General features: G+C 65.2%; 17 protein-coding genes. 8 read left to right on the forward strand and 9 right to left on the reverse strand.

Going from position 1 to position 26,047, the window contains the following annotated elements; translation table 11 throughout:
- Window positions 1-51 precede the first annotated feature (51 nt).
- The 6 genes from QNN98_RS06160 to QNN98_RS06185 all read right to left on the reverse strand — a co-directional run bounded on the left by QNN98_RS06160 (window position 52) and on the right by QNN98_RS06185 (window position 11,027).
- Window positions 52-1,836, reverse strand: coding sequence for an ABC transporter ATP-binding protein (locus QNN98_RS06160; RefSeq protein ID WP_283996537.1), 1,785 nt, complete (start codon window positions 1,834-1,836; stop codon window positions 52-54).
- Window positions 1,833-2,876 carry an ABC transporter permease gene (locus QNN98_RS06165; protein ID WP_227913800.1) on the reverse strand — a complete coding sequence of 348 codons (1,044 nt, stop codon included), beginning with the start codon at window positions 2,874-2,876 and terminating at the stop codon, window positions 1,833-1,835. Before QNN98_RS06165 ends, QNN98_RS06160 begins: the two co-directional genes overlap by 4 nt.
- Before the next feature lie 11 nt (window positions 2,877-2,887).
- Window positions 2,888-4,420 carry an ABC transporter permease subunit gene (locus QNN98_RS06170; protein ID WP_283996538.1) on the reverse strand — a complete coding sequence of 511 codons (1,533 nt, stop codon included), beginning with the start codon at window positions 4,418-4,420 and terminating at the stop codon, window positions 2,888-2,890.
- A gap of 110 nt (window positions 4,421-4,530) precedes the next feature.
- Entirely contained in the window at window positions 4,531-6,288 is a 1,758-nt protein-coding gene (locus tag QNN98_RS06175; protein WP_227924929.1) for an ABC transporter family substrate-binding protein, read from the reverse strand.
- Window positions 6,289-6,561: 273 nt separating this feature from the next.
- Window positions 6,562-7,161, reverse strand: a complete 600-nt coding sequence (locus QNN98_RS06180; protein WP_227913803.1) for a GDSL-type esterase/lipase family protein — start codon at window positions 7,159-7,161, stop codon at window positions 6,562-6,564.
- A 62-nt stretch (window positions 7,162-7,223) separates the two neighbouring features.
- Entirely contained in the window at window positions 7,224-11,027 is a 3,804-nt protein-coding gene (locus QNN98_RS06185) for a multifunctional oxoglutarate decarboxylase/oxoglutarate dehydrogenase thiamine pyrophosphate-binding subunit/dihydrolipoyllysine-residue succinyltransferase subunit (protein WP_283996539.1), read from the reverse strand.
- Between the two features lie 461 nt (window positions 11,028-11,488).
- Between QNN98_RS06185 and QNN98_RS06190 the strand changes: the two genes are divergently transcribed.
- From QNN98_RS06190 to QNN98_RS06210, 5 genes are all read left to right on the forward strand, one after another.
- Entirely contained in the window at window positions 11,489-12,862 is a 1,374-nt protein-coding gene (locus QNN98_RS06190) for a hemolysin family protein (RefSeq protein ID WP_227913805.1), read from the forward strand.
- The gene (locus QNN98_RS06195) at window positions 12,859-13,923 is read left to right on the forward strand and encodes a hemolysin family protein (RefSeq protein WP_227913806.1); all 1,065 of its coding nucleotides are present in this window, start codon (window positions 12,859-12,861) and stop codon (window positions 13,921-13,923) included. The genes QNN98_RS06190 and QNN98_RS06195 overlap by 4 nt, the downstream gene beginning before the upstream one ends.
- A gap of 121 nt (window positions 13,924-14,044) precedes the next feature.
- A complete protein-coding gene (locus QNN98_RS06200) occupies window positions 14,045-15,004 on the forward strand; it encodes a metal ABC transporter solute-binding protein, Zn/Mn family (protein ID WP_283996540.1) in 960 nt (319 codons plus the stop codon).
- Window positions 14,959-15,825, forward strand: coding sequence for a metal ABC transporter ATP-binding protein (locus QNN98_RS06205; protein ID WP_442860295.1), 867 nt, complete (start codon window positions 14,959-14,961; stop codon window positions 15,823-15,825). The genes QNN98_RS06200 and QNN98_RS06205 overlap by 46 nt, the downstream gene beginning before the upstream one ends.
- The gene (locus tag QNN98_RS06210) at window positions 15,812-16,696 is read left to right on the forward strand and encodes a metal ABC transporter permease (protein ID WP_283996541.1); all 885 of its coding nucleotides are present in this window, start codon (window positions 15,812-15,814) and stop codon (window positions 16,694-16,696) included. Before QNN98_RS06205 ends, QNN98_RS06210 begins: the two co-directional genes overlap by 14 nt.
- A gap of 33 nt (window positions 16,697-16,729) precedes the next feature.
- On the opposite strand, the gene QNN98_RS06215 is transcribed toward QNN98_RS06210, so the two are convergent.
- Window positions 16,730-17,173 carry a Fur family transcriptional regulator gene (locus QNN98_RS06215; protein WP_283996542.1) on the reverse strand — a complete coding sequence of 148 codons (444 nt, stop codon included), beginning with the start codon at window positions 17,171-17,173 and terminating at the stop codon, window positions 16,730-16,732.
- 101 nt (window positions 17,174-17,274) lie between these two features.
- Here QNN98_RS06215 and QNN98_RS06220 point away from each other — a divergent pair, with 101 nt between their 5' ends.
- The 3 genes from QNN98_RS06220 to QNN98_RS06230 all read left to right on the forward strand — a co-directional run bounded on the left by QNN98_RS06220 (window position 17,275) and on the right by QNN98_RS06230 (window position 19,319).
- Window positions 17,275-17,931 (forward strand): MBL fold metallo-hydrolase, encoded by a 657-nt coding sequence (locus tag QNN98_RS06220; RefSeq protein WP_227913811.1) that lies wholly within the window; start codon window positions 17,275-17,277, stop codon window positions 17,929-17,931.
- Window positions 17,931-18,797, forward strand: a complete 867-nt coding sequence (locus tag QNN98_RS06225; RefSeq protein WP_283996543.1) for a sulfurtransferase — start codon at window positions 17,931-17,933, stop codon at window positions 18,795-18,797. Before QNN98_RS06220 ends, QNN98_RS06225 begins: the two co-directional genes overlap by 1 nt.
- Before the next feature lie 93 nt (window positions 18,798-18,890).
- Window positions 18,891-19,319: an HIT family protein gene (locus tag QNN98_RS06230; RefSeq protein ID WP_283996580.1), complete on the forward strand. Its 429-nt coding sequence runs from the start codon at window positions 18,891-18,893 to the stop codon at window positions 19,317-19,319.
- A 1,706-nt stretch (window positions 19,320-21,025) separates the two neighbouring features.
- Here the strand turns inward: QNN98_RS06230 and hrpA are convergent.
- Both hrpA and QNN98_RS06240 read right to left on the reverse strand, forming a co-directional pair.
- Complete coding sequence (gene hrpA / locus QNN98_RS06235; protein ID WP_283996544.1) at window positions 21,026-24,964, reverse strand: ATP-dependent RNA helicase HrpA; 3,939 nt, start codon at window positions 24,962-24,964, stop codon at window positions 21,026-21,028.
- Window positions 24,965-24,998: 34 nt separating this feature from the next.
- Window positions 24,999-25,976: a helix-turn-helix transcriptional regulator gene (locus QNN98_RS06240; protein WP_227924924.1), complete on the reverse strand. Its 978-nt coding sequence runs from the start codon at window positions 25,974-25,976 to the stop codon at window positions 24,999-25,001.
- Window positions 25,977-26,047: the final 71 nt, after the last annotated feature.

The following is a 26,047-nucleotide window of genomic DNA, read 5'->3' on the forward strand; positions in this document are numbered from 1 at the left end:
GGGCCGTACCCGGGGCAGCTCCTGTCCGGGAGCTGCCGCCTGGTGCTGTTCCTACTCGGTGCCGCCGGCGGAGAGCAGGGCGTTGCGCTGCTCCCGCCGGTAGGCCTGTTCTGCCGGATCCGGGACCGGGGCAGCTGCCAGCAGCCGCCGGGTGTAGGGATCCTGCGGGTACTTCAGCACCTGCTCCGTGGAGCCCTGTTCCACCATCCGGCCCTTGTTCAGCACGGCAATGTGGCTGGCCAGGATTTCCACCACGGCCAGGTCGTGGCTGACAAACAGGCACGCAAAGCCGTACTCGCGCTGCAGGTCCTGCAGCAGCGCCAGCACCCGGGCCTGGACGGAGACGTCCAGCGCCGACGTCGGTTCATCCGCCACCAGCAGCGACGGCCGCAGCGACAGTGCCCGGGCAATACCCACGCGCTGGCGCTGGCCGCCGGAAAGCTCGTGCGGGTAGCGGTTCCGGAAGCTCTTGGGCAGCTGCACGTCATCCAGCAGGTTCTCCACGCGCTTGTCCAGGTCTGCCTTGGACAGCTTCTCATGCAGGAACAGCGGCTCGCCGATGCTTTCGCCGATGGACATGCGCGGGTTCAGCGACGCCGCCGGGTCCTGGAAAACGATGGCGAACTTCCGCCGCAGCGGACGCATCTTCTTGGGCGAAAGCCCGGCAATATCGGTCCCGTTGATCCGCACGCTGCCTTCGGCCACGGGCAGCAGCCCGGTCACGGCGCGTCCAATGGTGGACTTGCCGGATCCGGACTCGCCTACCAGGCCCATGACCTCGCCGGGCATGATGGTGAACGATACATCGGACACGGCACGGAACGCCGGCTGGCGGAACCGGCCCGGGTATTCGATGGCGACGTTCTCCAACTGCAGCGCCGGGGTCTGCGACGATGTCGGGTCGGTCACCTCGTTGGATTCAACCATCACCTGGCGGGGTGCCTCGGTGATTTGCAGGGAACCGTCGTCCTCCACCTCCACCGCGGCGAGCACGCCGCCGACCTTTGAGCCCAGGTGCGGCACGGCGTCGAGCAGGGACCTGGTGTAGTCCTGCTGCGGGGCACCGAAGAGGTCCGCGACAGAGGCCGCTTCCACGATCCGGCCGTTCTGCATCACCACCACGTTGTCCGCCAGGTCGGCCACCACGCCCATGTCGTGGGTGATCAACAGGATGGCACTGTTCAGGCGTTTGTTGAGCTTGCGCAGCAGTTCCAGAACCTCTGCCTGGACGGTGACGTCCAATGCGGTGGTGGGCTCGTCGGCAATGAGGAGGATCGGATCATTGGCGATGGCGATGGCAATCATTGCGCGCTGGCGCTGTCCGCCGGAGAACTGGTGCGGGTAGTTCCCGTAGCGGGTTTCCGGATCCGGGATTTCCACCATGCGCAGCAGCTCAATGGCTCGCTCGCGCGCCTGTGCCGGCGAGGCGTCGGTGTGCTGCTCGATGATTTCCTTGATCTGCTCACCCACGGTCAGCACCGGGTTCAGTGCGGTCATGGGTTCCTGGAAGATCATGGCGATGTCATTGCCGCGGATCTTCCGCAGCGCCGACTGCGGCGCACCGATCAATTCCTTGCCCTGCAGCTTGGCACTGCCGGTGGAGCGCCCGTTGCCCGGGAGCAGGCCGAGCAACGCCATGGAGGACATGCTCTTACCCGATCCGGACTCGCCCACGATGGCCAGGATTTCGCCCGGGTACACGTTGTAGTTCACGTCTTCGGCGGCCATGACCCACTCGTTGTCCACGTTGAAGTCGACGCCGAGTCCGCTGACCTCAAGGATGGCGGATGCTGTTTCCGCCGCCGGGGTGTCGCTGTATACCGGTGTGGAGGTCATTGCTTGTTCCTTGTCTGTCGGGGATCAAACGCATCCCGGAGTCCGTCACCGATGAAGTTCACGGCAAGGGCGATGGCCACAATGAAGATGCCCGGCCACAGGAAGACCCAGGGGCGGACGGTCATCGCGGACCGGTTCTCGTTGATCAGCTTGCCCAGTGAGGTGTCCGGTTCCTGCACGCCCAGGCCCAGGAAGCCCAGGGCGGTTTCCAGCAGGATGGCTCCGGAGATGGCCAGCGTGGCGGAAACGATGATGACGCCCACGGTGTTGGGCAGGATGTGCTTGAAGATGATCCTGCTCGAGGTGGCGCCCACTGATTTGGCCGCTTCCACGAACTCCTTTTCCCGCAGGGACAGGAACTCGCCGCGCACAATGCGGGCCAGCCCGGTCCAGGTGAGCATGCCAAGGAAGACAGCGAAGACCACGATGCCGGCCTTGGCAACGATGGTGGACAGGACTGCGGCAACCACGAGCAGCGGGATGGTGATGATGACGTCGGTGAAGCGCATCAGGACGGCTTCGACCTTGCCGCGGTAGTAGCCGGCCAGGGCACCGACCACGGTGCCGATGACGGTGCCGACAATACCGACAATGAAGGCGATGGTCAGGGAGATCTGGGCCCCGCGCATGGTCATGGCGAAGTAGTCCCGGCCCAGTGCATCCTGGCCGAAGGGGTGTTCACCCAGCCCGGTCCAGGACAGGGTGGGCCTGCCGCCGTTGGATGTTTCCATCACTTCCGAGAAGGTGTGCTTCCACCAGCCCGGAATCTGCACGGGGCCAACACTCAGGCCGATGGAGGTGAAGGCCAGCACCACGATGAAGAGCAGGCCGATCATGCCGCCCATGGCACCCTTGTGCCGGAAGAAGCGTTCGCGGACCAGCTTGGACTGGCTCTTGGCTTCAGTGATTTTCGGTTCGGCGACGACGCCCTGCGTAGCGGGGGAGTCTGCCGTGACGGTCCGCTGGCTCGCCAGCGTCATGGCTGCCAGCTCCGGGCTGGACTCCTTCGACCCGTCAGGGGAAATCTTGTTATCTGTCATTGGTCTGCCAATCAGTTCAGGCTGATGCGCGGGTCGAGGAAGGCGTACGCGATATCAGCCAGCATGTTGAAGGTCACCGCGGCCACGCCCGTGACGAGGAAAAACGCCATGATGACGTTCGGGTCCACGTTGGTGAGCCCGTCGGTGAACATCTTGCCCATGCCGTTCCAGCCGAATACCGACTCCGTGACCACGGCGCCGCCGAGGACACCGGCGAAGTCGAAGGCCATCAGGGTGGTGATGGGGATCATCGCGTTGCGGAAGGCGTGCTTCACAACCACGGTCCGCTCGCTCAGGCCCTTCGCCCGGGCGGTGCGGATGTAGTCCTGGGTCATGACGTCCAGCTGGCTGGCCCGGGTGTAGCGGGTGTACATGGCGAAGGAGATGAGCATGATGGCAATGGTCGGCAGAATCAGGTACAGCGCGTAATCCAGGTTCACCTCCCAGAACGTGCCCTCCAGGTTGGGAGTGGAGGAACCGGTGGTGGGGATCGGCCGGCCGCCGTTCTTGCGTGAGAGCGACGGGTAGGCGTGCAGGAGGGCGTCCAGGAAGACGATGAAACCGATCAGCAGCCCGACGACGGCGGTCAGCTGGCGCGCCTGTTTGGCGTAGGGTCCGCCGACAAAGTGGCCGATGGCCGCAGACACGGCCACAGTCACGACCGCCAGCGCTGCGATGGTGAGCCAGTTGGGATCTTCCATGAGGGGCATGGTGACCAAGTAACCGACGAATCCTGCGGCTGCCGTTGCAAGGGTCGCGTAGACCACGCGGCGTCGCCGGAACCCGGCGAACAGGGCCGTGGCACCCACCGCGATGGCGAAGGCACTGACGAGGACACCGAAGGGACCGAAGCCCGGAGTCTTGAACCATCCGGAGATCAGCAGGAGCAGGAAAGTCAGGGAGGTTGCCACTGCGGCGATGCCGAAGACCCGTACCCGCCGGCGGGTGTCGCCGCCGATGACGATCATCCAGATCAAACCGGCCACGAGTCCCAGCACCGCTATGCCCAGATAGGACATGGCCGGATTCGCGAGCCACGTGTTCAGTCCAATGGCCAGGTACTGCTTGAGCAGCGTGGACAGCCAGAACAGCGGCATGGAGAAGAGCAGGAAGGCTACGAAGGTGATCGAGTAGTCGAACACGCTGTACTGGCGAAGGGCCGTGACGACGCCGACCAGGACACCGAGGATGATCGCCAGCACCGTTGCTACGATCACCAGCCGGAAGGTCGAGCCGACAGCGGACTGCAGTTGCTCCACAACCGGGTTGCCTACGCGGTCCAGGCCGAGGGTGCACTGTGCCCCGCCCGGAACGATGCAGCGGCCGATTTCCTGCAGCCAGAGTATGTACCGGATATGGACCGGCTGGTCGAGGTGCATGGCTTCGGTGCGGGCTGCGATGCGGGACTCTTTGTCCGGACCGCGCAGCTCTGCGAGGTCGTGGTAAGGATCGCCGGAATTGATGGCCAGGACAAACATGAGGGCTGTCGCGGCGAGGAGGATGAAGAACGAGGAAACCGCTCTTTTAAGAATGAAGTAGAACACCGAGGGCTCCTTGGAGGGTGGGGCTAAAGAACACTGCGGGCATAAGCAGGGGGATGGACAGACACTGAGGTCTGCCCATCCCCGCTTATGCTGCGGCTAGCGTGGTATGGCTAGGCCTGCTTGGTCCACTTGTAGGCATTCCAAGTGATGCCGTTCTGGCTCGGGTTCAATTCCACGTTCTCCATCTTGGAGGTGTGCGCAACAACTCCGGAGTTCGCGTAAAGGACCACGTTGTAGACCTCTGCGGCCAGGATTTCCTCGGCCTTGGTCTTCAGTTCCTTGACTTCTTCTGCGTCAGTGGAGCTGGCGATCTGGTCCCAGAGCTTGTCCAGTTCCGTGTTGGTGAACTTGCCGTAGTTCTGCTCACCGTCGGAGACGTAGATGGACTGCGCGCTGGCGGCCAGGCCGGAACCGGCCCAACCGAACAGGATGGCATCCCATGCTCCGGGCTCGGAGAGCTTGGCGCTCCACTTCGGGTCCGGGGTCGGAACGATGTCGAAGCCGGCCTGGTCACAGGAGTTCTTGATCAAGGTGACGATGTCCGCACGCAGCTGGCTGGTAGAGGAGAACATCAGGCGCACGGAGACCGGGGTGGTCTTGCCGGCGTCGGCGAGCAGCTTCTTGGCGCCCTCAAGGTCCACTTCGTCGTAGTCGCTGGCCGACGGCGCGCCTTCCAGGACGTCTTCGTAATCTTCCTGGCCCGGCTGGTACTCGCGCAGGTTGTCCACGGTGGCGTTTTCGTCGACCGGCTTCGCGAACTTCTCGACAATGTCCTCACGCGGTACGCACTTGGCGAAGGCCTGGCGTACGGCCAGATCCTTGAACACACCGTTCTCGGACTGGTCCAGGTCGATGTGGCTGAAGGTCAGTTCCGGACCGGTCAGCATTTCAACGCTGTCACCGATGTTTTCGATGGCGGTCTTCGTGTCAACCGTTGCGCCGGACGGCTCGATGATGTCGACGTCGCCGTTCTGCAGGGCCTGAACGGCCTCGGTGTCTTCGATTGCCTTGAAGACAATGTTCTCGGTCTTGCCCTTGCGCTCGTCGCCCCAGTAGTTCTCGTTGCGCTTCAGGGTCAGGGTGCCGTCAGTGGCGTTGTCCAGCATGTACGGACCGGAGGACGGGATCAGCTTGGCATCCGGAAGCTTGGCAAGGTCTGCCTCATAGTTCCAGCCGGTGTTCCAGAAATCGGCCATGGGGGTCAGCCCGGCAACGTCGTTCGCCTGGATGGCCTTGATCAGTGCCTCGCCGTTGTTCTCCGTGCTCATACCGCCCTGCTCCGCAGCGATGTGCGCAGGCATGAGCGGGCCGATCATCAGGGCTTCCCAGTCGGCGTAAGGAGTTTCGAAGACCATCTCGAATTCCTTGTCGCCTGCTTCGCCTTCGATCATCTTCGTCTGCGAGAAACCGTTGGTGGAGGAGGGCTGGAAGATGTTCTCGCCGTCGGCGCCCACAGTCTTGCCCGAGTAGGCGGCCCAGTTCAGCAGGACGTCGTCGAAGTCGATGGGCGTACCGTCGGACCACTTGGCGTCTTCGTTGATGGAGTACTTCACCGTCAGCGGATCGTCGCTGGTCTTCTCCATGGTGCCGAATTCTTCGTTGTGAATAACGCCGTTGGGGCTGTACTCCACGAAGTTGCTGTGCACCAGGTTGTCAACGTACGTGTTGTACGTGCTGTTGGTGTTGGCCGTACCGGAGTTGTACGCGTCCGGAGCCTGGCTGATGGCGACGGTGATGGTCGAGGCAAGGTTTTCGGTCTCGTCGGCACCGCCTTCGCTTTCGGTTCCGCCCCCGGCGGATCCACAGGCGCCCAGGAACAGGGCACCTACGGAGAGTGCGGCAAGAGCTGCCGTGCGCTTAGTACGCATCTGTAGTCCTAACTGGTGATGAGGAGTCAGGAACCACCAAAGATGGCCCCCCACGCAGCGAGTGATTGCCGCCACATGTGGAGAAACACTAACCACTAAATGTTTCCGGTGTGAGACAAGTTACGGGTTGTTAACTGATCGTTACCTGATCGTGGCCTCATGGGGGAACAAATGGGGAGCTGCATGAAAACAAGATGAAAATGCATGCAGAAAGGCCCTCCCGGAGCAATCCGGAAGGGCCTTTTGAAGGCTGTGCAGGCCAGCAGCGTGCAGTTAGTTCATATCTGGCAGGTCGAGCCACTGGTACCAGCCGCGGTGCAGTACCAGCCATGCCATGAGGCCGTAACCTGCCTGGCCTGGCGTTCCGCCGTTGGCAGCCAGATCCGTGCGCCACTGCTCATGGTTCAACAGCGGATTGAGGGTGTCCACGTACATGTGCTTACGCCGCGTGGTGACATCGCCGAAGGCTGCAGACAGGTCCGCGAGCTTCCGGTTCCGCTCCGGGTTCAGCCCCGGGGGAGGCCCGACGACAAAGACCTTAATGCTCATCTGGGCCGCACCGTCGAGGATGTTCGCCAGGTTCAGCCGGCTCCGCGCAGTGGTGAGCTCCAGATCCAGGTCACGGTCCGACAGTCCGATGACCAGGCGGTTGTCGCAGCCGTCCTCGAACCGGCGTCCCGCTTCCGGGAGCCACCGGTTGGCAAGGGCCTCCGTACCCTCATGGGGCGCGGCAAGGCTGTAGGCCTGAAGGTTCACGTTGTCAGGCGAGGTGCGGGCCAGGACACGCCCCAGCCAGCCGAGTGCCCGCGGATCCCCGTGTCCGGCCAGCAGCTCATCACCCACCGCAGCAAGCCGAATTCTGCGTTGTTCCACTAGTCACCTTCTCAAGTCAAAAAACAGGGTGGGACGCCGAAGCGCCCCACCCCAAACCTAGCCTACTGACGTTCGAAGGCCTTCTTCACGAGGATGTCCTGCTCCACGGCATGGCGCTTGGCCGAGCCGGTAGCGGTGGACGCCGACGCCGGCCGGGAGACCAGGCGCAGGCGGGAATCCAGGTGCTGCGGCAGGTTCAGGCCCATAAACGGCCACGGGCCCTGGTTGGCCGGCTCATCCTGTGCCCAGACAATCTCCGCATTCGGGTACTTGCCCACGGCGGCACGGATCTCGTCGACCGGGATCGGGTAAAGCTGCTCCACCCGGACAATGGCCGTCTTCTCATCCCCGGTCTTCTGGCGGTTGGCCAGCAGATCGTAGTACAGCCGTCCGGAGACCAGCAGTACCCGGTCCACGGCATTGGCATCCAGCTCGGCATGCTCGGGGATAACCGGCTGGAACTCGCCGTGCGTGAAGTCCTCCACCGACGTTGCCGCTGCCTTGAGGCGCAGCAGCTGCTTGGGCGTAAAGACGACCAGGGGCTTCCGCGGCCGGCTGTACGCCTGACGGCGCAGCAGGTGGAAGTGCGAGGCACCCGTAGTCGGGTTGGCAACAATCATGTTGTCCTCCGCGCACATCTGCAGGAAACGCTCAATGCGGGCGGACGAGTGGTCCGGACCCTGGCCCTCGTAACCGTGCGGGAGCATCAGCACCAGCGAGGAACGCTGGCCCCACTTCTGCTCGGCGGAGGAGATGAACTCATCGATGATGGTCTGGGCACCGTTGACGAAGTCGCCGAACTGCGCCTCCCAGAGCACCAGGGCGTCCGGGCGTTCCACCGAGTAGCCGTATTCGAAGCCCATGGCCGCGAATTCGGAAAGCAGGGAGTCATAGATCCACAGCTTCGCCTGGTTCGGGTCCAGCTCCGCCAGCGGCATCCATTCCTCGCCGGTGGCCCGGTCGTGGAAGACGGCGTGGCGCTGGGTGAAGGTGCCGCGGCGGGAGTCCTGGCCGGCAAGGCGTACCGGGACGCCTTCCATCAGCAGCGAGCCGAAGGCCGCAATCTCTGCGAAGCCCCAGTCGATGTTGCCTTCGCGGGACATCTGCTCGCGCTTCTCCAGCAGGGACTTCAGCTTCGGGTGGACGGTGAAGCCTTCCGGCACAGCCACGTGGGCCTTGCCGATGTGCGCCAGGACCTCGGGGGAAACCGCGGTGCTGGCCGGCTTGATGATCGTGGTGCCTTCCTGCTGTGCGGCAGGACGCTCCAGATCGGAAATGGCTTCCGTGTCCTTGGTGATCACCGGGATGGGCGAGGTCTGGGCGGCATGCGTTTCCGCGAAGACCCGCTCAAGGCGGCCCTGGTAGTCGCGCAGGGCCTGCTCGGCCTCGTCCTGGCTGATGTCGCCGCGGCCGATCAGGGACTCGGTGTAGAGCTTGCGTACCGAACGCTTGGCCTCGATCAGGCTGTACATCATCGGCTGGGTCATCGAAGGGTCGTCGCCTTCGTTGTGTCCGCGCCGGCGGTAGCAGACCATGTCGATGACAACGTCCTTGTGGAAGCGCTGGCGGTATTCATACGCCAGCTGGCCCACGCGGACCACTGCTTCGGGGTCGTCTCCGTTGACGTGGAAGATGGGCGCCTGGACCATCTTCGCGACGTCGGTGGAGTAGACCGAGGAGCGGGAGGAGGTGGGGGAGGTGGTGAAGCCCACCTGGTTGTTGACCACCACGTGGATGGTGCCGCCGGTGCGGTAGCCGCGCAGCTGGGAGAGGTTCAGCGTTTCCGCCACCACGCCCTGCCCTGCGAAGGCCGCATCGCCGTGCACGAGGATCGGCAGGACGGGGAATTCGTCGCCCTTATCCAGGCGGTCCTGCTTGGCGCGGACAATGCCTTCGAGCACCGAGTCGCCGGCTTCGAGGTGGGAGGGGTTGGCTGCGAGGTAGACCTTGGTCTGGTTTCCGTTGTCGGAGGTGAAGGTGCCCTCGGTGCCGAGGTGGTACTTCACGTCGCCGGAACCCTGGACGCTGCGCGGATCCTGTGTGCCTTCGAATTCACGGAAGACCTGGGCGTAGGTCTTGCCCGCAATGTTGGTCAGCACGTTGAGGCGCCCGCGGTGGGCCATGCCGATGCCAACCTCTTCGAGGCCGTCGTCGGCGGCACCGGAAATCACCGCATCGAGCAGCGGAATCAGGGATTCGCCACCTTCCAGCGAGAAGCGCTTCTGGCCCACGAACTTGGTCTGCAGGAAGGTTTCGAAGGCTTCCGCAGCGTTGAGCTTGCTCAGGATACGCAGCTGCTCTTCGCGGGTGGGCTTGGTGTACTTGGTTTCCAGGCGGTCCTGGAACCACTGGCGCTCTTCGGGGTCCTGGATGTGCATGTACTCGATGCCCGCGGTGCGGCAGTACGCATCGCGCAGGACGCCGAGGATCTTGCGCAGTTTCAGCATCGGCTTGCCGCCGAAGCCGCCCGTGGGCCACTCGCGGTCCAGGTCCCAGAGCGTCAGGCCGTGGTTGAGGACGTCCAGGTCCGCATGGCGGCGCTGCACGTATTCCAGCGGGTTGGTGTCGGCCATCAGGTGGCCGCGGACCCGGTAGGCGTGAATCAGCTGCTGGATCCGGGCAACCTTGTTGATCTGCTCGTCAGGGTTGACCTGGATGTCGGGGCTCCAGCGGACCGGTTCGTACGGGATGCGCAGGGATTCGAAGATCTCATCGTAGAAACCCTGCTCGCCCAGCAGCAGCTGGTGAATGATGCGCAGGAACTCGCCGCTGCCGGCACCCTGGATGACGCGGTGGTCATAGGTGGAGGTCAGGGTGATGACCTTGCTGATGGCGTTGCGGGCGAGGATCTTCTCGTTTGCGCCCTGGAACTCCGCCGGGTACTCGAGGGCGCCGGCGCCGATGATGGCGGCCTGGCCCTTGGAGAGGCGGGGCACAGAATGCACGGTGCCGATGCCGCCCGGGTTGGTCAGCGATATGGTGGTGCCGCGGTAGTCGTCGGCGCCGAGCTTGCCTGCGCGGGCCCGCTTGACCAGGTCCTCATAGGCGTGCCAGAACTCCGAGAAGTTCAGGGTTTCGGCCTTCTTGATGTTCGGTACCACCAGCAGGCGGGTGCCGTCCGGCTTGGGCATGTCGATGGCCAGGCCGAAGTTCACGTGTGCCGGCTGGACGGCAACGGGCTTGCCGTCCACTTCGTCGTAGTGCACGTTCATGGACGGGAACTGGGCAGCGGCACGGATAATGGCGTAGCCGAGCAGATGAGTGAAGGAAACCTTGCCGCCGCGGGCACGCTCCAGGTGGCTGTTGATAACGATCCGGTTGTCGATCAGCAGCTTGGCGGGAATGGCCCGCACCGTGGTTGCCGTGGGAACGGTCAGGCTCAGGTCCATGTTGGTCGCAATGGCCTTGGCCGGTCCGCGCAGGACGGTGACTTTGTCCTCTTCGGTGGCGGCATCGCTGGGCTGGGTCTTGGGCAGCTGTGCGGGGATGGGGGCAGCCTTGGGAGCTTCAGCCGGGGTAGCGGCCTTGGCGGGTTCCTTTGCCACCGGCGGCTTGCCCGACTGCTGCGTTGCAGCGGGGGACTCGCCGGATGCCTTGGGTGCGTTGGGGGCGGTCGACTCTGCCCGTACGGCCGGCAGCTGCCGGGTTACCGGGTGGGCACCGAGCTCTGACGGTGCACCGGAGCCGTTGGAGCCATTTGAACCATTGCCTGACTTGGCGTCTTCAGCTTTGAAGGATTCGAAAATGCTCCACCACTTCTTGTCAACGGAATCCTTGTTCGACAAATACTGTTCGTACAGTTCATCGACAAGCCACTCGTTGCCCCCGAATTCCTCCGGCAGGCGGTGGTTGGATTGGTCTGGCACTAGATATACGCCTCTTCCATGAGTTGCCGTTTGCCCTGATGGCACCATGAGCGGTTCCGCCTCAAGACTTGCTGGTGCGGCCCGGTGCGCAGTGACCGAGACTTCATGCCAGTCTAGTGACATATTCGAAGATGTGGCCAATCCCGCACTGTTCCATGAACGCCTTGCCTGCCGATCAGCCCGGGAAGGGTATGGCGCAGCCTCCGGAAGCGGCTGTGGCGGGGGCGGCGCAAACCTGTAAACTGGCTTTCCTATGGACAGTTTCTCTAGGCGCCGGCCTGCGTCCCGGACTGCGGTTGCCGCAGCCGGTGCGCCCCGAGCCGGCAAAGCCCGCACACGTTCACCCCAGCATTCGCCTGCCGCTTCTTCGGAGCCTTCCAGTTCGGCTGCAGTCGACCACCCTCCGTCTGAACGTTTCGCTGCACCGCACTCACCCCTTTCTTTAATGGCGGTGGCCTGACATGGAATGGCTCTATTTGCTGTTCGGCCTGCTGCTTATTCTTGGCACGGGCTTCTTCGTCGCAGTGGAATTCGCCCTGGTGGCTTTGGACCAGCCCTCCGTCCGCCGCGCAGTGGAAAACGGTGACAAGGCAGCCGAACCGCTGCTGCGCTGCCTGACCACGCTTTCCACCCAGCTTTCAAGCTGCCAACTGGGCATCACCATGACCACCCTCCTGACGGGTTTCGTCATGGAGCCCTCGGTGGGCCGGCTGCTGGAAACACCGTTGACGGCCGTGGGCCTGCCGCCCGTGGCCGTGGCCTCCGTCTCGGTCACCGTTGCCATGATCCTGGCAACGTTCCTCTCCATGCTGCTGGGTGAACTGATCCCCAAGAACATGTCTATTGCCATGCCCTTCCGCATCGGCAAGGCGCTGGCCCGGCCGCAGTTGGCCTTCACCGTGGTGTTCAAGCCTGCCGTCCTGCTGCTGAACGGTTTTGCCAACCGCATCCTGCACCTCTTCGGCCTTGAGGCCAAGGAAGAGGTCTCCGGCGCCCGGACCCCGTCCGAACTTTCGTCCATGGCGCGGCGGTCGGCGGAAATGGGCACCCTGGACAAGGACACCGCAGCGTTCCTTTCCCGCACGTTCTCCTTTGCCGGCCGCACAGCGGCCGACGTGATGACCCCGCGCATCAGGCTGGAGACGATCGACGCCGAACAGCCGGTGGCCGATGTCATCGAAGCTGCGCGCCGGACCGGCTACTCGCGGTTCCCGGTGCTGGGGGACTCGCCGGACGATATCCGCGGCGTCGTACATGTAAAGAAGGCTGTGGCCGTACCCCGGAGCCGGCGGGCCACGCTCCCTGCGGCGGCGATCATGAGCGAGGTCCTGCGGGTGCCGGAAACGGTGCACCTGGATTCCCTGCTCTCGGAACTGCGCAACGCGAACCTGCAGCTCGCCGTCGTCCTTGATGAATACGGCGGAACCGCCGGCGTTGCCACGCTCGAGGACCTGGTCGAGGAAATTGTCGGCGAGGTGTCCGACGAGCATGACAAGGCCAAGCCCGGCGTACTGCAGAGCGCTTCCGGCGCCTGGTACTTCCCCGGAATCATGCGTCCCGACGAAGTATCGGCACTGGTGCCGCTGCTGCGGATGCCCGACGAAGCCGGCTATGAAACTGTGGGCGGCTACATCATGGCTGAACTGGGCCGCATTGCCCGGGCCGGGGACCGCGTTCCGGTACCCGGCGGCCTGTTGGAAGTGGAACGGATGGACGGCCGGCGCATTGACCGGGTGAGCTTCATTCCGCAGGACGAAGAACAGGATGAATCCCATGTGGAGGACGAGGACGCTGCCGCTGCAGAACGGCCGGCACGCAGGGAAGGCATCCGATGAGTGACCTGGCAGGAATTTTCTGGCTCGTGGTCCTGCTGCTGGGCAACGCCTTCTTTGTTGGCGGCGAGTTTGCCGTGATGTCCGCGCGCCGCAGCCAGATCGAGCCGTATGCCGAGGCTGGCAGCAAGCGGGCCAAAACCACGCTGTGGGCCATGGAGCACGTCTCGCTGATGCTTGCCTGCGCCCAGCTTGGCATCACCGTCTGCTCGCTGCTGATCCTGTCCGTGGCCGAGCCGGCCATCCACCACCTGCTGTCCGTGCCGCTGGAAGCGGTGGGACTGCCGGTAGAGGCGGCCGACGGCGCAGGTTTCCTGGTGGCGCTGCTGGCGGTCACCTTCCTGCACGTAACCATCGGTGAGATGGTCCCCAAGAACATCTCGGTGTCCGTGGCGGACCGGGCCGTGCTCCTGCTGGCACCGCCGCTGGTGTTCATCTCGAAGCTGGTGCGGCCCGTCATCGGCACGCTGAACTGGCTGGCCAACCATGCCCTGCGGCTGATGGGCATCACGCCCAAGGACGAAGTGGCCTCGGCGTTCACGCTGGAGGAAATGCAGTCCATCGTCGAAGAGTCCACCAAACTGGGGACGGTTGCCGATAATTCCGGCATCATTTCCGGGGCACTGGAATTCTCCGGGCAGACCGCCGGCACGGTCATGGTGCCGCTGGAGGAACTGGTGACGCTGCGGACCGATTCCACTCCTGCCGAATTCGAGCGGGCGGTGGGCCGGACCGGGTTCTCGCGCTTTGTCCTGGTGGACGAAGCGGGAAACCTGACCGGCTACATGCACTTGAAGGACATCATGTCGATTCCTTTGGAAGCCTATGAACGGCCGATCACGGAGAACAAGGTCCGCACCCTGGCCAACCTGCGCCTGGATGACGAAATCGAAGATGCGCTGGCCGTGATGCAGCGCACCGGCTCCCACCTGGCCCGCGTGCTGGACCGGGAGGGAACCACCCGGGGCGTGCTGTTCCTGGAGGACATCATCGAACAGCTCATCGGAGAGATCCGGGATGCCACCCAGGCGCAGGGGTTCCGGCGGACGGGTGAAAGCCTGTAACTGAATGTTCCGGCCGGCATGAGCTAGATGCGAACGATTCGCGTTTAGGTTATGCTGGGAAGGCTCCGGCGCCGGCCGGGCGCGCTTCCTTACCCACCGCCTATCAGGAGCACACCCCCTTATGCCCCGCATCCCCGCCCGTCTGGCCGCAACCCTCATGGCCGGCGCTCTGGCGTTGGCCGGCTGCTCCGGCAGCGGGGAACCGGAAGATGCTAACGACGACGTAGTGAACGTGGTGGCGTCCACGGACGTATACGGCAACATCCTGAGCCTGGTGGGCGGCGAAAACGTGGAAGTGACAGCGCTGATTGACCGGCCGAGCCAGGACCCGCATTCCTACGAAGCCACTGCACGGGACCGCCTGGCCGTGTCCAAGGCCGATCTGGTGGTGCTGAACGGCGGCGGCTATGACAGCTTTATGGAAAAACTCGCGGAGGATGAGGGAATCCCCGCGGAGGACATCCTCAACGCTGTGGAAATCTCCGGCCTTGAGGACTCCGGTGGGGATGGACATGCCGGGGAAGATCACGCCGAAGACCACGCCGGGCACAACCACGGTTCGTTCAACGAGCACGTCTGGTACAGCCCCGAAGCCATGGGCCTGCTGGCCGAGGCCGCCGCGGAACGCCTGGCCGGCCTGGACGCCGGTGCCGCCGAAACCTTCCGCAGCAACGCCGCGGACTTCAATGCTGGCATCGAGAAGATCAACGCCTCCCTGGCTGCCCTTCGGGAAACCGCCGGGGGACGCGACGTCGCCTTGACCGAGCCGGTGCCGGACTATCTGGTGGAGGAAGCCGGATTGCACAACGTGACGCCGTCGGACTTCACCGAAGCCGTCGAGGAAGGCTCCGATGTACCGCCGCGGATACTGAGTCAAATGCAGGATCTGGTAACCGGCGGCGGAATCGCTTTCCTGGGCTACAACGAACAGACCTCCACATCCCAGACCGAAGCGGTCCGTGAAGCCGCGCAGGATGCGGACGTGCCGGTGCTGGACTTCACTGAAACCCTGCCCGAAGGGCAGGACTACCTGCAATGGATGACCGCCAACACGGCCGCCATGGAAAGGGTGCTGCAGTGAAGCCTCCCGCAGAGCCGGTGGTCAGGCTGCGCGATGCCGGCCTCTCCTTCGGCGGCCGCACGTTGTGGAAGAACCTGGACCTGGACATCAACGCGGGGGAGTTCCTGGCCGTGCTGGGGCCCAACGGCTCCGGAAAGACCAGTTTCCTGAAGGTCCTGCTGGGGCTGCAGCCCCTCACCGGCGGCACCGTGACCATCAACGGCCGCAACGTGCACCGCGGCAGCAAGGACATCGGCTACATACCGCAGCAGAAGTCCTTCAGCCCCGGCACGCCGCTGCGCGGCCGGGACCTGGTGGGGCTCGGCGTCGACGGCGACCGCTGGGGCCTGCGCCTGCGCCGGGCACCGGTGCGGCGCCGGGTGGACCGGCTGCTCGAGCAGGTGGGGGCCACCTCCTACGCCGATGAACCCGTGGGACAGCTGTCCGGGGGTGAGCTGCAGCGGCTGCGTGCCGCCCAGGCGCTGGCTACCAACCCGGACCTGCTGCTCTGCGACGAGCCGCTGCTGTCCCTGGACCTGCATCACCAGCAGGCGATCAGCTCGCTGATTGAGCAGCGCTGCCACGACGACGGTTCCGCCGTTGTGTTTGTGACCCATGAGATCAACCCGGTGATCGAATACGTGGACCGGGTGCTGTACCTCGCGGGCGGCCAGTTCCGCACCGGCACGCCTGCCGAGGTGCTGCGCAGCGACGTCCTGTCCGAAATGTACGGCAGCCGGGTTGAAGTGCTGCGCAGCCATGGCCGCATTGTGGTCCTGGGCATTCCGGACGCCACCACCCACCACCACGGAGAAAGCGAGGGGGACCTTGGACCTGCGTAGCTTCTTCGACGCCGTTTTTGACTTCAGCGACTACGGCGAGCTGTTGCCCTTGGTGCAGAACTCCATCTGGGCCGCAGCCATTCTGGGGCTGGTCGGCGGATTGATCGGCACCTTCGTGCTGATGCGCGACCTCGCCTTTGCGGTGCACGGCATTGCCGAACTCTCCTTCGCCGGCGCGTCCTTCGCCCTGCTGATCGGGGCCAATGTGGTGGTCGGCTCCCTGGCCGGGTCCGTTGCCGCCGCCGTCCTGCTTGCCGTGATGGGCTTGCGGGCCCGGGACCGGAATTCGATCATCGGGGTGATCATGCCTTTCGGACTGGGCCTGGGCATCCTATTCCTGGGCCTTTATGAAGGGCGCTCCGCCAACAAGTTCGGTCTGCTGACCGGGCAGATAGTCGCGGTGGACGCCGTCCAGCTGAACCTGCTGGCCGGCGTGGCTGCCGTGGTGGTGGCAGCCCTGCTCTTCATCTGGCGGCCGTTGACCTTCGCCAGCGCCGATCCGGACCTGGCTGAGGCACGCGGCGTGCCGGTCCGGGTGCTGTCGATTGTCTTTATGTTCCTGCTGGGCCTGGCCGTAGCCCTGTCCATCCAGGTGGTGGGGGCGCTGCTGGTGCTTTCGCTGCTGATCACCCCTGCGGCTGCGGCACTGCTGGTGACTTCCTCGCCGCGGCTGGTGGTGTTCCTCAGCGTGGCCTTTGCGCTGGTCTCGTCTGTGGGCGGCATCCTGCTGGCCCTGGGCGGCCGGATTCCGATCAGCCCGTACGTCACCACGGTGTCCTTCGTGATCTACCTGTTGTGCCGGATTATCCGGCGCGTCCGCAGCGGTTCCCGGCGCGAACTGAGCCGGAACACGGCCACCGCCGGGGCCTAAGGGTTACCCCGAACCTGGGCCGGCTGCCGGAACCTAGGGTGACGGGGTTGCCTTGGCGGCGCTGCATTCGGGGCACAGCCCGAAGACTTCAACGGTGTGGGCCACCTCGGTGAACCCGTGCCTGGCGCCCAGCCCTGCCGCCCAGCTTTCGACGGCCGGTGCTTCCACCTCCACCGCCTTGCCGCACTCGCGGCAAACCAAATGGTGATGATGGTGTCCGACGGCGCAGCGCCGGTACAGCGCCTCGCCGTCGCCCGTGCGCAGGACATCCACCAGGTTCTCGTCAGCCATGGACTGCAGGATCCGGTAGGCGGTGGCCAGCGAAATCCGTTCGCCCCGGTCCTGCAGCAACCGGAAAAGTTCCTGGGTGCTGACAAAGTCGTCCAGTTCGTCCAAGGTGCGGCCCACTGCCAGGCGCTGGCGGGTCACACGCGTTTCCGGTGCCCGCTTGGACGTCCGGGATGTCTCTGGTGACACGGCGGTTCCTCCAGGCGTATTGGTCGGGCGAACCCCTAGATTATCAGCCGGCCTGCGGCAGCGTCCTGCCCGCCCGCATCCCGCCGGAGTAGGGTGGCGCTATGAAAATGACGAAGTACACGCACTCCTGTGTCCGTTTCGAACAAGGCGGCAACGTCCTGGTGCTGGACCCCGGCACGTTTTCCGAGGTTGACGAGGCGCTGGACGGCGCCCACGCCATCCTGGTTACCCATGAGCACGCGGACCATCTGGACCGCACTCGGGTGTTCGCGCAAATGCAGCAGCAGCCCGGCTTGGAGCTTTTCGCCCCCCAGTCCCTGGCCGACCTGCTGCGTGCCGACGCACCTGACCTCGCCGCCCGGATCCATGAGGTGCAGCCCAACACGGCGTTCACCATTGCCGGTTTCGGCATCCAGACCTTTGGCGGCCAGCATGCCCTGATCCATCCGCTGATCCCCATGGTGGCCAACATCGGCTACCTCGTCGAAGGCAGGGTCTACCACCCCGGAGACTCCTTAGTGGTCCCGAACGGCCTGCGCCCCCGCACCGTGCTGGTGCCCGTCCACGCGCCCTGGTCCAAGCTGGGTGAGGTACTCGATTTCGTCATCGCCACCGGTGCCGAGCGGGCGTATCCCATTCACGACGCACTGCTGAATGAGACCGGCCTGGGCATGGTTGAAGGCCACGTCACCCGGTTCGGCAAGACCTACGGGACCGAGTACCGGCACCTGTCCGCCGGTGAAAGCGTGGAGCTGTAGTGGATGTCCTGATTTCCGTACCGGATCTGGCACAGGCACTGGAATCGGACCGCCCGCCGGTGCTGCTGGACGTGCGGTGGGTGCTGGGCGCCAGCGACGGGCGGGAAAAGTACCTGCAGGAACACCTGCCGGGAGCGGTCTATGTGGACATGGATACCGAACTGTCCGCACCCGCGGTCCCTGCAGAGGGCCGGCACCCGCTGCCGGATGCGGCGTCGTTCGCCGACGCCGCGCGCAGCTGGGGTCTGAATCCCGGCGACACGGTGGTGGCCTATGACGACGCCGCCGGCACGGCGGCCGCCCGCGCCTGGTGGCTGCTGCGGCACGCGGGGTGGGAGGACGTACGCCTGCTCGACGGCGGGCTGGGGGCCTGGCGGGCCGCCGGCCTGCCGCTGGAGACCGGTCCGGTCACCGTGCAGAAGGGAACTGCGGAGTTGTCCTGGGGGAACATGCCCGTGGCCGGCCTGGAGGACGTGGAAGGCCTGGCCGCGGCCGGGACCCTGATCGATGCGCGGGCGCCGGAACGCTACCGGGGCGATACCGAACCGGTGGATCCCCGCGCCGGGCACATTCCCGGCGCTGTGAACCGTCCTTCCACCGACAACCTGGCACCGGACGGCACCTTCCGCAGCCCGGTTGAACTGCGCAGCGCGTTCGAGGCACTGGGCGTACGTCCCGAGGCGCCGGTGACGGCTTACTGCGGCTCCGGCATCTTCGCCTCCCACGAAGTCGCCGCCCTGGCACAGGCAGGGATCCCCGCGGCGCTGTATCCCGGATCCTGGTCGCAGTGGTCCAACACTCCCGGCGCGCCGGTGGCTACCGGATCCGAACCCGACCGTGCTGAAGAGCCGCACGAAAAGGGGTAGCGTCGAATCATGTTTACCGGCCGACCCGTCCCGCCGCCGTTCCGGGCACCCCTGCCCGCCGTCGACCGCACGGAGCACCCTGAAGGAGAACCCATGCCCACCCTGTTCACGCGAATCATCAATGGGGAGATTCCCGGCCGTTTCGTCTGGAAGGACGACGAGGTGGTGGCGTTCCTGAGCATCGGTCCGCTCAGCGACGGCCACGTGCTGGTGGTTCCGCGGCAGGAGATCAATAAGTGGACGGACGCACCGGCGGAGCTGATGCAGAAGCTCATCACCGTGGCCCGGGCCATCGGCGCTGCGCAGGTGGAGGTGTTCGGTTCGGAGCGGGCCGGCCTGACCGTTGCCGGGTTCGAGGTGGACCACCTGCACCTGCACGTCTGGCCAGCCAACTCGATGGAGGACTTTGACTTCAGCCGGGCCGAGTCCAACCCGGATCCGGAGCGAATGGAGGCCAACGCCCAGAAGCTGCGCCAGGGACTCCGGGACGCAGGCTACGGGGAGTTCGTTCCCGAGGCCTAACCGGGCACCGGTTCAAATGCAGCATCCGGCACGGTCCGGTTCGTTTCCCCGAAACGAACCGGACCTTTTTCGGTTTCAGACTCCTAAATCCGGTCCCTGTATCACAATTAACGGAATCACTGTTTTACCGGAACAGGTATTGAATTCAGGTATTTAATTACTGTGGTCAGTCTGTAATCACTCATCAAAGATGGCGCCTGCTGGCGTTTATCGGATGAGTGAGAAGGACAATGCGGAACCTCGAAAACGAAGAACTCAGGACAACGAACGGAATGCGCAACAAGCGGCGCCGGGGATACAGAACAGCCTTGGTGACCGGTATTGCCGTCATGGCCGGCTGGTTTGTTGCGATGGGTGGACCGGCCGTCGCAGACCCCGGCGAAACCGTGGTGGTCCCTGAACTACAGCTGGTTGACCCAGATTATGACCAGACTATTGAGCGCGGGCTTTACATCTATCGGAAAGTCGATCCGGACGGTGTTGCGGACTGGGGTAATTCAGGCCCGCAAACCCTCTTGGACTCGCAACCGGGCTATGGGACGTTTTCGGGCGTATGGGACTTACTGCCCCCTGGGATCTGCGGGCAGGATTGGGCGCTTGCGGAGTACAACATTCAGCATGTCGCCCCCTTTACCTGGCCGCAGACAATCACTTACCCGAATTTCCCGGCCGTTGACCTCCTGGATGTCTGGAACGAAAGCCTCAATAACATATGGGTAATCCCGGACTGTGAGCCTACGGTTGAACCGACGGTTCCGCCGACGGATGGTCCGACGGTTCCGCCTACGGTTGAACCGACGGTTCCGCCGACGGATGGTCCGACGGTTCCGCCGACGGATGAGCCGACTGGGCCGCCGACGGATGGTCCGACTGGGCCGCCGACGGATGGTCCGACTGGGCCGCCGACGGATGGTCCGACTGGGCCGCCGACGGATGGTCCGACGGTTCCGCCGACGGATGGTCCGACGGTTCCGCCGACGGATGGTCCGACTGGGCCGCCTACCGATGAGCCGACGGTTCCGCCGACGGACAGTCCTACTGATCCGCCTACGGGAGAGCCCACAGACCCGCCCCAGGTTTGCCCGGCGCTGCCGCCGTCAGATACCCCGGATGAACCGACGGCCTCGCCGACGGGTACTCCCACGTCGCACCCGACGGCCTCGCCGACGGGTACTCCCACGTCGCACCCGACGGCCTCGCCGACGGGTACTCCCACGGCCCATCCGACGGCCTCGCCGACCGGCACTCCGACGGCCTCGCCGACCGGCACTCCGTCGGCCTCGCCGACCGGCACTCCGTCGGATGCCCCGTCGGGTCCGGCATCGGATCAGCCTTCCGGTAGCCCGTCAGCGGGTACACCCGGTCTGCCTGGCAACACCACGCTGCCGGAGTTGCCGGTCACTGCACCTCCGGCTCCGCCCGCCGGCGCCGGCAATGGCATACCGCCAAGAGTCACGCCCACCACCACAGGCCGGGGTGCTGCGACTCCCGGTTCAGGGGTGCGTATCCAGGCAAATCCTGCCCAGCGCGTTCCTGAATCCGGACTTGCCTCTACCGGTGCAGAAGGCATGTGGGTCACGGGAACCGCGTTACTCGTCCTAGCCGCCGGGTCGGTGTTGCTGCTGTCAGCACGACGCAGGGAGAGCTAGCACGACGCAACTGGCTCCGTTGGGGCACCCGGCCGGTGAATCGGCCGGGCGGGTGCCTCAGGCCGGAGCCAGCGCCGAGTTCAGTGCGGTCCGGATCCGTTTCTCCGAAACGGTCCGGGCCGTGCCCAGTTCCTGGGCAAAGAAGCTGATCCGCAGTTCCTCGATCATCCAGCGCACCTCGGCAAGTTCCGGGGGAGTGCCGCGGCCGGGCGCCAGCGCCGCCACGGCGTCGTCGTACTCATCCTCCAGACGCTGGACCACTGCCATGGACAGCCCGTCGCGCTGCACGTTGCCGGGCAGCTTCTCCAGGCGCCGCTCAATGCCGGCCAGGTAGCGGGGCAGGTGCATCAGCTGGGCGTAGCCCGTTCGGGCCACGAACCCCGGATACACCAGGGCGTCCAGCTGTGCCCGGATGTCGTTCAGGGCGCTGATCAGGGACAGCGAAGTGGTGCCCTTGAGCGCCTTCGTGATCCGCCTGGTGCTGGCGAGGATCTTCTCCACAATGGCGGTGACGGTAAAGACGGTGTCGATCAGTTCAGCCCGAACGGTTTCATAAAGTGCATCGAATTCTGCGCGGGTCCAGGGCAGCACCTCCGGGGTGAGCTTGTCCACTGCGGCCAGCGTGCAGTCCTCGATCAGCGCAGCCACACTGCCGTGCGGATTTTGGCTGAAGGTCAGCTTCTCGGTGTTGCTCAGGTGCTCCAGTACGTATTTAGCCGGGCTGGGTACCCGCAGCACCAGCAGCCGGATGACTCCGGCGCGCATTGCTGTGCGCTGTTCACCCGGGCTCTGGAAGATCCGCACGCCGGCCGTGCTGCCTTCATCCACCAGCGCCGGATAACCGGTCACGGTGTGGCCGGCCACCAGCCGCTGGACCTGCTTCTCCAGGGTGCCGATGCTCCACTCGGTCAGTCCGGTCCGCTCCGCCACGGAGGAGGAGGAACCGCTGCCGTTCGCAGTAGCTGGGGCCTTGCCGTTGGACCCGTTGGACCCGTTGGACCCGTTGGAACCCTTGGAACCCTTGGCGCCCTTGGGTCCGCGCGGCTGAACGGTCGACGGCGTGGCGCCCAGTGACTCGGCAATGGCGCGCCGGGTGGCCGGGGCCAGGGCCTCCTGCAGTGCCGCAAGGTCCTTGCCTTCGTCCAGCACCCGACCGGCGGAATCCACCACGGTGAAGGTCATCCGCAGATGCGCCGGCACCGCGTCCCAGTTCCAGGAACCGGGCGGAATGATGGAGCCCTTGAGCCGGCGCAGCACCAGTTCCAGGGACGGCTCCAGCTCATCGGAGGCAGGGTCGAAGTCCGCGGCCAGCGCAGCGGCAGCCGAGCGGGCGACGTCGGGCGCCGGAACGAAGTTCTTCCGCACCGCCTTGGGCAGGGACTTGATCAGGGCGGTAATGAGTTCGGCGCGCAGCCCCGGGATCTGCCACGCGAAGGGTCCGGGCGTGAGCTGGTTCAGGAACAGGACCGGCACTTCCACCGTGACACCGTCGTTGGCGCCGGGCACGCCGGGCGTGAACTCGTAGGTCAGCGGCAGCTCGAAGGAACCGTAGAAGAAGGACTTGGGGAAGTCGTTCTCGTCCAGCCCCTCGGCGTTGTCGGTGCGCAGGGCGTCCGGGTCAAAGTCCAGCAGGGCGGGGTTCTCGTGCCGGGCGGACTTCCACCACTTGTCGAAGTGCCGCTCGGAGACGACGTCGGCGCCCACGCGCTCGTCGTAGAACTCGAAGAGGGTCTCGTCATCCACGCGCAGGCCGCGGCGGCGGACCCGGTTCTCCAGTTCCTCCACTTCGGCCAGCAAGGCCTGGTTGCGGTGGAAGAACTTGTGGTGCGTGCGCCAGTCGCCCTCCACCAGGGCGTGGCGGATGAACATCTCGCGGGAGAGCACCGGATCGATCCGGCCGTAGTTGATGCTTCGCTGGGGCACCACGGGAACGCCGTACAGGGTGACCTTCTCATAGGCCATTACCGCGCCGCGGCTCTTGGACCAGTGCGGCTCGCTGTAGGTGCGCTTGACCAGGTGCGGCGCCACTTCCTCGGCCCAGAGCGGATCAAACGACGCCGCCACCCGCGCCCACAGCCGGGAGGTCTCCACCAGTTCGGCCGCCATCACCCAGTCCGGGGACTTCTTGAACAGGGCCGAACCGGGGAACACCGCAAAGCGGGTACCCCGGGCGCCGGCGTATTCGCGCTTGCGCTGGTCATAGAGGCCGATGTGGCTGAGCAGCCCGGCCAGCAGCGACATATGGATTTCCTTATGCCGGCCCACCGGGTCCACCGGGTCCGGGGACAGGGTGATGCCCAGCGGCTTGGCCAGCTGGCGCAACTGCGCAAACAGGTCCTGCCATTCGCGGATGCGCAGGAAGTTCAGGAACTCGTTCTTGCACAGCCGCCGGAAGGCGGAGGAGGACAGCTCCTTCTGCTTTTCCTGGACGTAGCGCCACAGGTTCAGGTAGCCGGTGAAGTCCGATTTCTCGTCTACGAACCGCTTGTGCATTTCCGCGGCCTTCTGGGCGCGGGCCGGATCGTCCTTGGAGGGCCGCTCGCGCGGATCCTGGATGGTCAGGGCGGCGGTCAGGACCATGAGTTCCTTGGCGCAGCCGCGCTGGCCCGCTTCAACGATCATCCGGCCCAGCCGCGGATCCACCGGCAGCTGGGAGAGCTTGCGGCCCACCGGGGTGATGCCGCCCTTGGGATGCAGGGCACCGAGTTCGCGCAGCAGCACCGCGCCGTCGTTGACCGCCTTGGAATCCGGCGGCTGGACGAACGGGAAGTCGGATACATCCTTGGGGCCCTTGGCCACGCCCATGGCGGCCATCTGCAGGATGACGGCGGCGAGGTTGGTGCGCAGGATTTCCGGGTCGGTGAACTCGGGCCGGGACTCGAAGTCCTCCTGCGAGTACAGGCGGATGGCGATGCCGTCCGAAACACGGCCGCAGCGCCCGGAGCGCTGGTTCGCCGAGGCCTGGGAGATGCGTTCGATGGGCAGCCGCTGGACCTTGGTGCGGTGCGAGTAGCGCGAAATGCGGGCGGTGCCGGTGTCCACCACGTATTTGATGCCCGGCACGGTCAGGGACGTCTCGGCGACGTTGGTGGCCAGCACGATCCGGCGGTTGCGGCCGGGGGAGAAGACCTTGTGCTGCTCGGCCAGGGAGAGGCGGGCGTACAGCGGCAGGATCTCGGTGTTCGCCAGCCGGGGGTTGCGTGCCACCGAGGAACGCAGGGCGTCGGCGGCGTCGCGGATTTCGCGCTCGCCGGAGAAGAATACGAGGACGTCGCCGGGCGCTTCGCGGGAAAGTTCGTCCACTGCGTCGCACACGGCGTCCACCGGGTCGCGGTCCTCTTCGAGTTCGTCTTCGGGGCCGTCGTCGTCGCTGCCGCCGTCCGCGGGCTGGTTCAGCGGACGGTAGCGGATTTCCACCGGGAAGGTGCGGCCCGACACTTCGATGATGGGCGCCGGCTTGCCGTCCAGGGCGAAGTGCTCCGCGAAGCGCTGCGGATCAATGGTGGCCGAGGTGATGATCAGCTTCAGGTCCGGGCGTTCGGGCAGCAGCCGGCGCAGGTAGCCGAGGATGAAGTCGATGTTGAGGCTGCGCTCGTGCGCCTCGTCAATGATGATGGTGCTGTACTTCTTCAGCTTCGGATCGTGCTGGATTTCGGCCAGCAGGATACCGTCGGTCATCAGCTTGACCTTGGTCTTGCGGCTGGTCTCGCCGGTAAACCGGACCTGGAAGCCCACTTCGTCGCCGATTTCGACGTCGAGCTCGGACGCGATGCGCTCGGCCACGGTTCGCGCGGCAAGGCGGCGCGGCTGGGTGTGGCCGATCAGGCCCTTTTCCGCCAGCCCCAGTTCCAGGCACATCTTGGGGATCTGGGTGGTTTTACCGGACCCGGTTTCACCGGCAATAACGGTGACTTGGTTGGCCGCAATGGCAGCCATGATGTCTTCGCGGCGCTCCGAAACGGGCAGCTGGGCGGGATAGGAAATTGTCAGTGCCATGTTGCCACCAGTCTAGTGGCTTGGCTCGGGCCGCTTAGGGAGATTCCGCCGTGGGCGGGATTTCGACGGCGTGCTGCAGCAGGGTGACGGCGCGGCGGGCACGCTCGCGCATCTCGGGCGGCTCGAGGATCTCGAAAGGCACACCCCAGGCCGTGAGGTTAATCAACGGCAGGTCCAGCGAATCCCAGCCGCCGCGCAGGATGGTGTGCCCCGGCCCGTCCGCGCTGAGGTTGGCGACATCCGGCGGCACGCGTTCGGCGACCATGGCCAGCGGTGCGGCAAGGCGCACCACCACGGTGTAGCGGTACGGGTTGCGGGTAATGGATTCCTGCACGTAGGCGGCAAGGTCCCGGGCCGGCAGTGGACGGGGCGTAAAGCGTTCCCGCTGGGCCGGCGTGCTGTCGCAGCGGTCCACCCGGAAGGTCCGCCAGTCGCAGCGCTCCAGGTCCCAGGCCACGGCATACCAGCGCCGCCCGGTGCTGACCAGCCGGTAGGGCTCCACCATGCGGCGGGCGGATCCGCCGTCGGCGCCGGTGTACCGGAAGGAAACAACCCGGTGCTCGGTGATCCCGGCGGAAAAAGCGGTAAGGATGCCGGGGTCCACCCCGCCGGGCGGCCCGGACAGGGTGGAGACCGATTGGCGCAGCGCGGAGAACTTGGGCCGCAGGCGGCCGGGCAGCACGTGCTCCAGCTTCGCCAGTGCCCGAACGGAGGCTTCGCCGATGCCGGTCACGGGTCCGGTGGCCACCGCCGTCAGCCCGAGGGCGACGGCGAGCGCTTCGTCGTCGTCGAGCAGCAGCGGGGGCAGCTGCGCGCCGGCTCCCAACTGGTAGCCGCCGGCGATACCCGGGGATGCCGAAATGGGATAGCCCAGCGTGCGCAGCTTGCCGATGTCCCTGCGCACGGTGCGTTCGGTGATGGACAGCCTCTCCGCCAGGGCGGACCCGGTCCATTCGCGGCGCAGCTGCAGCAGGGACAGCAGTTGCAGCAGCCGTGCTGAGGTTTCCAACATGGACATCAAGCTACGCCGGATTCAGGTCAAAAGCTGTCCTGATCTGTTTCTAGGCTGGGAAAACTTCCGTA

Origin of the sequence: Arthrobacter sp. zg-Y1143 (assembly GCF_030125565.1) — a bacterium.
Lineage (GTDB): Bacteria > Actinomycetota > Actinomycetes > Actinomycetales > Micrococcaceae > Arthrobacter_B.